Genomic DNA, 12,617 nt, shown 5'->3' with positions numbered 1-12,617 from the left:
ATCCTGCCGAGCAGCCTATACGTTACCAGGTTTACCCACAGCTACCCGAAAACAGAAAATGGACAGAATCAGTGTTAGTGGTGTAAATATGAGTCTTTCGAGACTATTATTCGAGAAAATGTTACCAACGGTATTGAGCAGAAAGAGCCCAAACATCGCCCAAAAGATTACCCTGGTAAGCATAGGGTGCACGTTGATCCTGACAATACCTGCCCTGACGCAGATTATCGCAAGCATAAACAGGTTGATACCCAGAGAAACGATTTCAAAAGCCAGCATCTGCGAGCGATCCTGTAGTCTCCCGCCCCAGACTATTTCAAACGGAATTACGCCCAGTACGACCAGTACATGAAATACAATAGTCAGCGAGATAATGGTAAGTAAGCCATTCAGGGCGAATCGCTCAGTGATGAGGTCTTTCATAGGTATGAGTGTTCAGGATAGAGGTTGGCAGAAACAGCCTTCTGGTATTATCTGGCCGCTAAAATATCAAAATTTTGGTACTGTACAGCTCCACGGGCAGCAGTACCAGTACACCCGTGTTACATTGTAGTTGTGCGTAAGTCTGAGTTTCTACCTGTATTGAGGTAATTACTACTTACTTATCCGCAGCCATAGCCGGTACCCTGGCTCTGCTCCTGGAGGTAAGTAAGCCTACTGTCATGATGCCCCAAAGGGTGATCAGAAAGCCCATGTAGCCGACTATATGCTGATCAGCCATATCGGCCGTAAAGGCAATATCGACGGTTGAATGAAAAACGGCACACACCAGCACACTTCCTCTGGACGAGTTGTACAGCCACGTCAGCAGTATACTACCTGTCAACAGACTCACCCCCCAGCCAACTGCCCCCACCACATCCATAGAGGTATAGCCCGGGCGGTACAGAAACAACGGCAGGTGCCACAAAGCCCAAAAAACTGTGAGCACAATACTGGCTGTAAGGGCGTTCATGCGGCTCTGTAGCCGGGGCAAGGCAAAGCCCCGCCAGCCAACCTCTTCACCAAAACCAAAAAAGATGAGGTTGTACACAAAGAAGGACAGCAAGTTAAACTCCGGGAACTCCCTGGTGCGGAGCAGTCCATCCAGCTGTATAGCAGTACCATTTAAGAAGTAGGCCATCACAGCCGCGATAATAGCCAGTACAAACGGACTAAGAAGGGCTACAGCCAGGTACCCGACAGGCCGCAACTGCGTACACTGAGCCAGTAGCTGGGCTACCCCTCTCTTTCGGGCGTACCAGAAGGTTATCAGCAAAGCTGCCAGTAAGGGCCCTAATCCGCCCAGGGCATGGTGAAAGGGTACTGTGGGCAGGCTAGTCAGCCCCAAAGCTGGTCCGTAAAGGGGTAGCCAGACTAGCCAGGAGATAGCGTACGCCAGGCCAAAGTAGGATAGAAGTTGTTTCATGGCTCGAAGGGCTATGCTGGCTGAGTCATGTGCAGCTGTTTGATCTGGCTGGTCCGGATGGCGGTAGTGGTATTGTTAAGCAGCAGAAGGGTACACCACACGGAGGTAGCGGCAAAGGTGGGAATAATAAATACCACCGGAATAATATTGTAGCCACTTAGGCCCATGGCAATGATCTTGGCCGTGAGAGCCGTCATTAGTATCGACAGAAAAACAAAATAGACCGGAACCAGCAGGTACCCCCAGGGGCGCTTGCGCAGCAACAGGATACCCGATACAAAAGCCAGCGGTAACAGTAGCCCCAGGTCTAGCCCCTGTACGATAAGCGTGGTATAGTGCTCCAGCGATGTGGGATAGATGCTGCCATCCAGCAGGGGCGGCACTACTACACTCAGCCACAGCATTGTAATTGAAAAAGCACTGAAGATCAGGAAGCTCCCTGTGAACTTTACAGGCGTACTTTCCGTGAACTGCTCGGGGAGTCTGGAAATGTCAAAGGAAAGGAGTGTAAGGGTCAGAGCAAAAAAGGAAGTACCCAGCAGAAAGGCATACAGCAGGAACAACTGATTATAGCTACCCATGGTCAGGTAAAACAGGTACGTTACAAAAAAATACCCCAAAGTACCTGCCAGCAGGAAGCGTCCTTTTAAAGATTCTTTCCTTACCCAATATAGGGACAGAAGCAATAACGGAACCGCCATAAAGAGTGTCACATAGTCCTGAGCTATACCTTGAATAGCTACCTCAGCCGACATGTGCTTATAGATGCCCCGCCCGTAGAGGGTCACGCTCTCCCCGTGGATCGAAGAGTACTGGTAAGGTCCCGGCCCCTGGTTGGAAAATATACCCGTAGTAGCGGCAATGGCCGCTGCGATTGCTATGCAGATGGCAAGCGTGGTAACTGTCTTTCTCTGATTCATACGTGTATGCTTTTATAGGTTTCCAGCACTGAAATAATTTTCCACCAGCTCCCCCATCTAATCCTTAATAAAAGTGGTAGCTACCACGCACTATTACCATGACCTACACCCGATATTATACTGACACTCATCACTTTTACCCCTTCCTTCTCAGAAGTACCCTAAGTACCTGAACACACACAGCATTCAATCAAAAATTTCTTTTTACTCCTAAGGTCTACATCTACCTGCTGTTTCCACCTGCTTGTCCCTGCCTTCCTGTTAGATCTATTTGCACTATTTCATTTGAAGTTTAGGCTTTCGCCTGTTGCCTAACTTTTCCCACAGAAGTTACCCGTAGTTTTGTATTTTTATGGTTTGTTAGATTTAAAAACAGGCACCTTTTGATATGAAAAAAGTCTTTTTTCTCTGTTCGCTTTTATTTTCACCATTCGCCTATACCTTCTCCCAAACCGTAGTACAGCGCGATCCGGCCATTATGCAGATGGTCACGGAGGTGTCGGAAGATAGCCTGAGGGCGCACGTTGACGGGCTGGTGAGCTTTGGTACCCGTCATACCCTAAGCGCTACGACCGGTCCGCAGGGCATTGGAGCAGCTCGTCGGTGGGTACTAGGTAAGTTTCAGCAGTACGCTAAGCAATCGGGCGGCCGTATGACCGCTACCATTGATACCTGGACCTTACAGCCCGATGGCCGCCGCATCGACAAGCCCGTAGAGATGGGTAATGTAATGGCTACGCTAAAAGGTACCGACCCCAATGATGACCGTGTATTTATTGTGACTGGACATATCGATAGCCGCGTGACTGACGTCATGAACCGTACGAGTAAGGCTCCCGGTGCTAACGACGACGGCTCCGGTACCGCAGCCGTGATCGAATTGGCCCGCGTTATGAGCAAGTCCTCTTTTCCGGCTACTATTGTGTTTGTGGCCGTAAGTGGTGAAGAACAAGGCCTGCTCGGGGCCGAGCACCTGGCTCAGCGGGCGGTGGACGAAAAGTGGAACCTGGAAGCCCTGCTTAACAATGATATCATGGGCTCCAACAACAGCCACGACACGCGCATCATCAACAATACCATTGTACGGGTATTCAGCGAAGGCCTTCCCGGCTTTGAGACCGACAAACGAGCCGCTAACATACGTCAGTACGGCTTGGAGAACGACGGTAAGGCACGTACCCTGGCGCGCTATGTAAAGGAGGTAGGTGAGCGCTACGTAGATAACCTGGAAGTACGCCTCATCTACCGCAACGACCGCTACCTGCGCGGCGGTGACCATACGCCTTTTGTTAATCGTGATTTTGCGGCGGTACGCTTTACCGAAATGAACGAAAACTTCGAGCACCAGCACCAGGACCTGCGCACTGAAAATGGCATTGAGTATGGTGACCACGCAAAGTTCATGGACTTTGAGTACCTGCGTAAGAACACCGCTATGAACCTGGCTAACCTGGCCAATCTGGCAAAGGCTCCGGCACAGCCCCAAAATGTAACGATGGAAGCCCGCAACCTGACTAACGCGACAAGTCTGTTCTGGCAGGCTCCCAAGAGCGGAAAAGTAAAGGGCTACTACGTGCTTATGCGCGAGACGCACTGGCCTTTCTGGCAGAAGAAATTCTTTACCGACAAATTGGGTATGACCCTGCCCTACTCCAAAGATAACTACTTCTTTGCGGTACAAGCGGTGAGTGAAGATGGCAACGAAAGCCTTCCGGTACTACCCCGCCCCGGTATGCGGTAGTACCTGAGGGACTTGCAAAAAGGAAGCCCCGCCATCGCTGGCGGGGCTTCCTTTTTGCATACATGCTGCTTTGGAACTAGTACTTTAAAAAAGGCTAATACCTTATACCTAACCCCTAACAGCTACTAAATAAACCGAGCCAGCAGGTTCTCAAGGTATTCCTGACGGCCGGAGATCATCTTAGGCTCACCACCATCGATAGCCAAGTTGAAAAGGTCTTCGAGCTGCAGCTTGCCAGCTTCGTAGTCTGCACCTTTGCCGCTGTCAAAGCTCGCATAGCGATCTTTACGGATGCGGTCAAACTCGCCATGCTGGATTACTTTATCCGCAATGATCAGAGCGCGGGCTACGGTATCCATACCACCGATGTGCGCATAGAATATATCCTCCATATCGGTAGAGTTACGACGGCGCTTGGCGTCGAAGTTGATACCACCACCGGCCAGTCCACCGGCTTTCAGGATCACCATCATTGCCTGCGTCCACTCCATCAGGTCATTCGGGAACTGATCAGTATCCCAGCCGTTCTGGTAGTCACCACGGTTGGCGTCGATAGAGCCCAGTACACCGGCATCAGCCGCTGCCTGTAGCTCATGGTCGAATGTATGACCGGCCAGCGTAGCGTGGTTTACTTCAATGTTGATAGCGAAATCGTCCAGCAGGTCAAACTGACGCAGGAAGCCCACAACAGTAGCTACATCATAGTCGTACTGGTGTTTGGTTGGCTCCATAGGCTTGGGCTCGATGAAGAACTTGCCGGTGAAGCCATTCTTACGGGCGTAAGCAACGGCCATTTTCAGCATCTGAGCGAAGTGCTCCTGCTCACGCTTCATATCAGTATTGAGCAGGGTCATATACCCCTCGCGGCCACCCCAGAACACGTAGTTTTCACCACCCAGTGCTATGGTAGCATCCAGGGCCATCTTCACCTGAGCACCAGCGTGCGTCACCACCTGGAAGTCAGGATTGGTAGAGGCACCATTCATGTAGCGGTGGTGGCTGAACAGGTTGGCAGTCCCCCACAGCAGCTTCACGCCCGACTCCTTCTGCTTGGCAGCCAGGTAGTCAGTCATGGTCTGGATACGCTTCTCGTTGGTACGTACTTCATCGGCATAGTCTATTACGTCTACATCATGGAAGCAGTAGTAAGGAGCGCCTATTTTGGTAATGAATTCAAAAGCGGCATCTGCTTTATCCTTAGCCCGATCTATCACATCACTCTTCTCGTCCCAGGGATAGAAATGGGTAGGGCCACCGAAAGGGTCCAGGCCTGAGCCTACGAACGTATGCCAGTAAGCAATAGCAAACTTCAGGTGCTCTTTCATGCTCTTTCCGGCTATGATACGGTTTTCGTCGTACCAGCGGAATGCCAGCGGGTTGTCCGATTCAGGTCCTTCGTAGGCTATCTTCCCTACTCCTTTAAAATACTCGCGATCACCAAGTAAGATACTCATATCTGTATTTGATAGTAGTGGTTAAAAAATGTCATTTTAGCTTATAAGTGTAAATTTGACAATTTTTACTCAACAAATAAAAATAAAATAAAAAAAGAGAAGGCCAGGACTATTCATCCTGGCCTTCTCTTTATATAATTAGTCTCTAATACAGTCTATTAGAAGAAACGAGCGCGACGGTCAACAATGTTAGCTTTATCGCGGATAGCCTCGTTCAGCAGGAAGCTGGTGCGGCTTTCGAGGGCCTGCAGAAGCTGCGTCTTGTAAGGTGTATAGTCTGCGATCTGAGGTGCTTCGGTACGACCTGTCACTTCAATCACGAATACTCCATTCTCACCGGTAAATACACCTGTCTTCTGACCGGCTTTCAATCCGAAAGCTTTACCCAGTGCGATAGGATCGAATCCTGCGCTTGAAAGGAAGCCAGTAGCCAGTGTCAGGTCTTCGGCTGATTCAACGAGTGCACCGGCACCGTACTTAGCAGCCATGGCGTTCAGGTCGCCACTCGCACCTTTTAGCTTAGCAGTGATCTGCTCCGCTTTGAGCTGGTTACGTACTTTGGCAGTCAGTTCGTCACGGAAGTCATCCACCTTTACTTTCTCGGCGTCAGTCTTACCCGTTACTACGGCAACTACATACTGCTCATCGGTCTCAAACACCTGCGATACATCGCCAATATCTGTTTTGTCATCAAAGGCCCAGCGTACAATCTCACGGGCATTCTGAATGGCATTGACATTGGTAGCGGTCTCCGGTACACGGTTAGCCGTAGCTACTACCAGCGACTTATCTTTTTTAACAGCTTCGTCAAACTCAGCCTTGGTATCTACCGAGTTAGCAAACTCATCGGCTCTGCGGTATGCTTCGTCACGGGTAGCCTGGCTTGGAGCGATGGTCTTACCAATGGCGGCTACACGGTACAGTGTATTGTTCTTAGCGTCGGTTACTTTGATGATATGGAAGCCAAACTGGCTTTCCACTACTCTGCCGACCAGGCCGGTTCCTGACATAGAGAAAACAGCGTCTTCAAATGGCTTCACCATAGAGCCGTTGTTCTGGAAGTATCCCAGATCACCGCCACGCTGAGCCGAACCCGGATCAGCGCTTGATGTAGCGGCCAGAGCTTCAAAGCTGGCACCACCACGGATCTGGTTGAGCAGAGCCTCAGCCCGCTGACGAGCTGCTGCCTTCGCTGAATCCGAAGGATTCTCAGGACGAATCAGGATATGGCTGGCACGAGCTGTATATACTGAATCTTTGGTAGTACCACCGTACTTGTAGATAAAGTAGGTGTTGCCTTCACGATAAGGACCGTATACACCACCTGGTACCATGGTCTTCACCGCCTCTTTCAGCTGGTCCGACATGTTAGCGTACGACAGAGTAGTAGGGATAGGTATATCCGAGTTCATACGGGCGAAGGCCGAATCATTCTGAGCCGCCGCCAGGCCACGTGCCAGATCCTTGATCTCTGTATAGAGTGCAGAGCTGTCATCCTTAGCAGGCAGTACCGGGAACGTCACGTACTGGACAGTACGGGTATCAGCACCTTTGTACTCATCACGGTGGTTGTTCAGGTACGCTTCCAGTTGCGAATCAGTTACCTTGACGGTTGTATCAGCAATTGAGTAGAATGGCACGTACAGGTAACGGATAGAAGCCTTGGCGTTCTGAGCCACGTACTCTTTCTCGGCTTCGGCCTTGGTTACGTACGACGACAGACGCATCAGGTTCTCATATTTCTGACGCAGACGATCTTCGCGTAGGCTTTTCTCAAAAGCAGCCCATGACTGCTGCTGAGGTACGGGAAGGTTCTTCAGATTTTTGAGATAGTTGATGACCGCATTCTTATCAAATCGGCCGGTGGTAGGATCGGCAAAAGCCTGCTGAATAGCGGGGCTGATGTGGGTACCCTGCACCATGTCTACCAGTTCTTCATCGGTCACTGCCAATCCCAGCTTCTCGTACTGCTCTCTGTAAGCAATGTCGATGATCATCTGGTTCCAGGCCTGCTCTCTCAGCGCTACCAGTTCCTGCTCATTGGCAGCACGACCTGTCTGCCCTTCGTAATTTTGGCGCAGTACATCCACACGATTCTGAAAATCCTTGATGTCGATGTCCTGACCAGCAATCTCTCCTACCGTCTGGTTGTTTCCCCCACCAAACAGGGTGTTGGGGCCCAACAGGTCTCCACCCACGATAAACAGGATTAAGCTGACCGCGATAACCGTAACGGCAACTCCTGATTTCTCTCTGATTTTGTTAATTAATGCCATTGTACTATTTCAAAAATTTGACCCGCAAAATAAAATCTTTTATCCTTACTATCCAAGCCAGTCCGGAAGCTAATCCGAATGGATGTCAATAAAGTACCCTATTTTTTGAAACTTTTTGCTGATTAGTTGGTTACTACAACGCTCGCGGCAGCTAAAAGACTATAACCTAATGCATGTATTTTAAATTCAATGCGTAGAGTCCGCTGAAGATAATACTGAAGAATACTTCGCCCAACGTAACAATAACTCCCAGCCAGCCTCCAATAAGAAGCATAGGAGCTACCAATGCTACTGCCACTCCGCCTATATAAAAATGGTAGCCCCGCTTCTGCAGGCCCCACATGAGGTACGCTCCGTACAACGTCAGTGACTCGTAAATCAGCAGGATGATAGCGCTGGTGCGAATGGTTTCGGCATCCAGCCGAGTGAGCACCGAGTCAAACAGGCTATTAACCATGTCGGCATTGGCATCCTGGCCCCGCGCCTCCATATTGTCCCGAAACTGCTCAAACATCTGCAGCATCTGATCGGCTACCACACCAGGGGTCCACAGACGCTCAGACTGCGTAAATAAGCCCGCCACAGCACTGATAAAGGTAAGTACACACAACACCGTCAGAAATATGGGCCTCTGAACCGGTGCCTCCGTCTTATTTTGCATGAACTATAAGTAATACATTATTAAAAAGAGGTCAAAAATTGCCCTTTTCAACGAAAACACCAAAAGCATTTGATTTTTATTACTACGCCGGTACTTTTATGCGTTATTAACAATAATTAACTAAAAACCGTGCTGGAATGAGTTTACAAATCCTTACTGACCGCATACGTAACCTCGTAGGAAACGATAGCGGCATGGACGCAACCGTAAAGTTCAAAACCGAAGAAGGCTCCGTATTTGTGGATACTACTCAGATACCTAATGTGGTATCGAACGAAGACCGTGAGGCTGACTGCGTCCTGGAAGTATCTACCAAGAATGCCCTCCAGCTTATGGACGGAGAGCTGAACCCGATGACAGCTCTGATGATGGGTAAGCTTAAGATAAAGGGTGATATGGGTATAGCCATGAAAATAGCCCAGACGTTTGGCAGCTAATACTACCTTATACTACTTCTCCTGCAACGGCCCCTCTCAGGGGCCGTTTTGCTTTCCGTTGCAAGTAACTTAGGAGCCGCCGGTACTTTGTCTGGTTGTAGAGATAATCAGAAACCATCATGGAAAATGATAAAGTAAAGGCGCCAACGCGGCGCCGGTTTTTACAGGCTGGTACCCTGGCCGCGGCGGGCTTCATGATCGTACCCCGCCATGTACTGGGCAGGGGGTACGTAGCGCCCAGCGATAAGCTCAACATAGCGGCCGTAGGCTGCGGAGGCAAAGCCGACTACAACATACAACAGGCTTACAATGGTGGCAGTGATAACGTAGTGGCGCTGTGTGATGTGGACGACCGCCAGGCGCAGAAGTACCGGGCGCAGTTCCAGAAGGCGCCCTACTACCGGGACTTTCGCCAGATGCTCGAGAAGGAGGCAAAAAACATAGATGCCGTTATCATTACCACTCCCGACCACATGCACTACCCGGTGGCTATGGCGGCTATGCAGCTAGGAAAGCACGTATACGTAGAGAAACCCCTTACCAAAGATATTTGGGAGGCCCGTATGCTCACGGAAGCCGCCCGCAAACACAAGGTAGTAACCCAGATGGGCAACCAGGGCAGCAGCGGCGACGGCACCCGCCATACCGAAGCCATCGTGCAGTCGGGTATGGTCGGTGACGTACATACCGTAGAGGTATGGACCAACCGACCGGTATGGCCGCAGGGGGTCAAATCGCCCAAAGACCGGGGCGAATCCCAAACGGTACCCAAAGAAGTAGACTGGAACCTGTGGCTGGGTACCGCTCCCGAGCGCCCCTACCACGAAGCCTATATGCCTTTCCGCTGGCGCGGCTACTGGGACTTCGGTACCGGTGCTCTGGGCGACATGGGCTGTCACTTTATAGATGTACCTTTCCGGGCCTTGAAGCTCGGGTACCCTACCTCCGTAGAGTGTAGCGTGGGCTCCGTCTACGCCGACTTCTTCCAGGAAGCGTTCTTTGATGATGTATGTCCTCCTTCTTCGTCCATTCACCTCCGGTTTCCGTCACAGGTGAAGAATGGGGAGGAGCTACGGCTCAACTGGTACGATGGAGGCATCCGCCCGCAGCTGCCCGACGGCTGCGACTACCAGACCGTCTTTGGCGACCCAGATGGAGGTATACTATTCATAGGTACTAAAGGAATCGTGAGTGCGGAGCTATTCGGCGATAACCCACGGCTGTGGCCGGAGGCCAAGTTCAAAGGGACTACCCTGCCCAAGCCTACCCGCCCGCTGGTAGAGGGCGGCTGGCCGGGTCACCAGCAGCAGTGGGTCAAGGCCTGTAAGCAGGGCTTCGGCGCCTACACCAGCTCATCGTTTGATCAGGCCGGTCCACTTACCGAAACAGTACTGATGGGCAACCTAGCGGTGCGGTCATTCCTGTACCGCGAGCCTAAGGCCGACGGCAAAGGGGTCAACTTCCCGGGCCGCCAGAAGCTGCTATGGGATGGAAAGAATATGAAGATCACCAACTTTACCCCGGCCAATCAGTTTGTCAGGCGCGAGTACCGGACGGGCTGGTAGTAGCACCAACGTATAGTCATTACTACTGGAGGTACCTTTCGGGTACCTCTTTTTGCTTTATATCCTTCTTTTCTCCAAATTCGAAGTTTGTTTTGATCTAAAAAGTATCAGGGTACATCTCTATGAGAAATTTATCATTGTTCCTCTCTCTTTCTCTGTTTCTGGGCTTGTCAACCCAGCTAACAGCTCAACAAACTACCAAGCGAAAACTCCAGCCTTCGGATGTGTACCGGCTCAAAAGTCTATCGAACCCACAGGTATCACCCGAAGGAAAATGGGTGGCCTACGTGGTATCATCGGTGGACACCGCCAAAAACAAACGCAACGCCGATCTGTGGATGGTAAGCTGGGATGGCAAAGAAACTATTCAGCTCACCCACAGTCCCGATGGTGAGTCGCAGCCCCGCTGGAGCCCCGACGGCAAGTACCTGTCGTTTGTATCGTCACGCGGCGACCTGGACCAGAGCCAGATCTGGCTGATGGACCGCCGGGGTGGTGAAGCCAGAAAGATTACTGACTTCAAGCACGAGCTGCAGGCCTATACCTGGTCGCCGGATGGCAAGAAGCTGCTCCTGGAAGTAAAACAACTGGTGGATACTACTACCAATAAGAAAGTACCCGACCCTATAGTGACGGATCGCTTCAAGTTTAAGCAGGATGTGGAGGGCTACCTACGGCGCGAGCCCATCCACCTGTACCTGTTCGACATCGCTACCAAAAAGATGGACTCTCTGACCACCGGCCCTTACAGCGAAACCGGAGCCGTATGGTCGCCGGATGGCTCACAGATCGCCTTTGTAAGCAACCGCACCGAGGACCCCGACCGCAATGTGAACAGCGACATCTGGGTGATGGATGCAAAGCCCGGCGCGACTCCCCGGAAGCTAACCACCTGGACTGGCTCGGATAGCCAGCCCCGCTGGAGCCCCGACGGCAAGCAGATTGCCTACATCCGCTCTTCGTCCGAAGCCTATACCATGTACGGACAGCCGCACCTGGCTATAGTACCTGCCGCAGGAGGTACACCTAAGGTACTTTCGCAGACGCTGGACCGCGACGTAGCTAATCACCGCTGGACCGCCGATGGGCAGGCCCTGGTGGCACTGGTAGATGACGACCGCCAGAGCTACGTAGCGCAGTTTGATATTAAATCGGGTAAAATGACTAAGCTGGCCAGCGGTGAGCGTGCCTTCAATAATCTGGAAAAGCACTCCAACGGCAACTGGTTGACGGCTATGAGTGAGCCGCACCTCCCGGCTGAGTTGTTTGCGCTGGAAGGAGGCAAGACCCGCCGCCTGACTCACCACCATGATGAGTTCCTGGCGCCGCTGCAGCTGTCTAAGGTGGAAGCTTTCACCTCAAAGAGCAAGGATGGCACCCAGGTATCGAGCCTCCTGTTCCTGCCCAACGATGCTCCGGCTGGTAAAAAACTCCCCCTGATCCTGTTCATCCACGGGGGTCCCGTAGCGCAGGACGACTACGGTTTTGATCTTAGCCGTCAGATGCTGGCTGCCGCCGGCTACGCTGTAGCGGCTGTCAACTACCGGGGGAGCAACGGACGCGGCCAGGCCTATACCGGCGCCATCAGCGCCGACTGGGGTAACCTGGAAGTAATGGACCTGCTGGGAGCGGTGGACTATCTGGTGGAGAAAGGCATTGCTGATCCGGAGCGTCTGGGTGTAGGTGGATGGAGCTACGGAGGTATCCTGACCAACGCTGTTATAGCTACTACCACTCGCTTCAAAGCTGCCGCCAGCGGAGCCGGCGTATCGTTCCAGCTGTCTATGTATGGCGTGGACCAGTACATCCTGCAGAATGAAAATGAACTGGGCCGTCCGTGGGAGAGCATTGACAAGTACCTTAAGATAGGCTTCCCGCTTCTGCACGCCGACCGCATCAAGACGCCTACCTTGTATATGGTGGGTGAAAAAGACTTCAACGTACCAGCCGTTGGTACCGAGCAAATGTACCAGGCTCTGAAATCGCTGGGAGTCCCTACCCAACTGGTTATATACCCCAACCAATTCCACGGACTCACTGTACCCAGCTACCAGAAAGATCGCTTCGAGAGGTACATTGACTGGTTCGGCAAGTACCTGAAGCCATAAATTAGAATTTCGAATTTCGACGGTGCGCCGCAGCGAGTGCAGAATTT

The 12,617-nt window shown here is 51.6% G+C and carries 10 protein-coding genes; 4 read left to right on the top strand and 6 right to left on the bottom strand.

Annotated elements, in window-relative coordinates; translation table 11 throughout:
• Positions 1–15: 15 nt before the first annotated feature.
• From JTN23_RS05285 to JTN23_RS05275, 3 genes are all read right to left on the bottom strand, one after another.
• A complete protein-coding gene (locus JTN23_RS05285) occupies positions 16–423 on the bottom strand; it encodes a hypothetical protein (protein WP_247232893.1) in 408 nt (135 codons plus the stop codon).
• A gap of 175 nt (positions 424–598) precedes the next feature.
• On the bottom strand, positions 599–1,408 hold the full coding sequence (locus tag JTN23_RS05280) for a type II CAAX endopeptidase family protein (protein ID WP_247232892.1): 810 nt from the start codon (positions 1,406–1,408) through the stop codon (positions 599–601).
• Positions 1,409–1,419: 11 nt separating this feature from the next.
• The gene (locus JTN23_RS05275; protein ID WP_247232890.1) at positions 1,420–2,328 is read right to left on the bottom strand and encodes a hypothetical protein; all 909 of its coding nucleotides are present in this window, start codon (positions 2,326–2,328) and stop codon (positions 1,420–1,422) included.
• 388 nt (positions 2,329–2,716) lie between these two features.
• Between JTN23_RS05275 and JTN23_RS05270 the strand changes: the two genes are divergently transcribed.
• The gene (locus JTN23_RS05270) at positions 2,717–4,069 is read left to right on the top strand and encodes a M20/M25/M40 family metallo-hydrolase (RefSeq protein ID WP_247232889.1); all 1,353 of its coding nucleotides are present in this window, start codon (positions 2,717–2,719) and stop codon (positions 4,067–4,069) included.
• A gap of 125 nt (positions 4,070–4,194) precedes the next feature.
• On the opposite strand, the gene xylA is transcribed toward JTN23_RS05270, so the two are convergent.
• The 3 genes from xylA to JTN23_RS05255 all read right to left on the bottom strand — a co-directional run bounded on the left by xylA (position 4,195) and on the right by JTN23_RS05255 (position 8,460).
• The gene (gene xylA, locus JTN23_RS05265; RefSeq protein ID WP_247232888.1) at positions 4,195–5,523 is read right to left on the bottom strand and encodes a xylose isomerase; all 1,329 of its coding nucleotides are present in this window, start codon (positions 5,521–5,523) and stop codon (positions 4,195–4,197) included.
• A 158-nt stretch (positions 5,524–5,681) separates the two neighbouring features.
• The gene (locus JTN23_RS05260) at positions 5,682–7,799 is read right to left on the bottom strand and encodes a peptidylprolyl isomerase (protein WP_247232887.1); all 2,118 of its coding nucleotides are present in this window, start codon (positions 7,797–7,799) and stop codon (positions 5,682–5,684) included.
• A 166-nt stretch (positions 7,800–7,965) separates the two neighbouring features.
• Positions 7,966–8,460: a hypothetical protein gene (locus JTN23_RS05255; protein WP_247232886.1), complete on the bottom strand. Its 495-nt coding sequence runs from the start codon at positions 8,458–8,460 to the stop codon at positions 7,966–7,968.
• 137 nt (positions 8,461–8,597) lie between these two features.
• On the opposite strand from JTN23_RS05255, the gene JTN23_RS05250 reads away from it, so the two are divergent.
• The 3 genes from JTN23_RS05250 to JTN23_RS05240 all read left to right on the top strand — a co-directional run bounded on the left by JTN23_RS05250 (position 8,598) and on the right by JTN23_RS05240 (position 12,570).
• On the top strand, positions 8,598–8,897 hold the full coding sequence (locus JTN23_RS05250; RefSeq protein WP_247232885.1) for an SCP2 sterol-binding domain-containing protein: 300 nt from the start codon (positions 8,598–8,600) through the stop codon (positions 8,895–8,897).
• Positions 8,898–9,016: 119 nt separating this feature from the next.
• Positions 9,017–10,462: a Gfo/Idh/MocA family protein gene (locus tag JTN23_RS05245; RefSeq protein WP_247232884.1), complete on the top strand. Its 1,446-nt coding sequence runs from the start codon at positions 9,017–9,019 to the stop codon at positions 10,460–10,462.
• A gap of 122 nt (positions 10,463–10,584) precedes the next feature.
• On the top strand, positions 10,585–12,570 hold the full coding sequence (locus tag JTN23_RS05240; protein WP_247232883.1) for an alpha/beta hydrolase family protein: 1,986 nt from the start codon (positions 10,585–10,587) through the stop codon (positions 12,568–12,570).
• The last annotated feature ends 47 nt before the right edge of the window (positions 12,571–12,617 follow it).

The sequence above is a fragment of the Telluribacter roseus genome (assembly GCF_017355915.2).
In the GTDB taxonomy this organism is placed as follows: Bacteria; Bacteroidota; Bacteroidia; order Cytophagales; family Spirosomataceae; genus Telluribacter.
The sequence above is the reverse complement of the archived record's forward strand: the minus strand, read 5'-3'. Positions and strand labels throughout refer to the sequence as shown.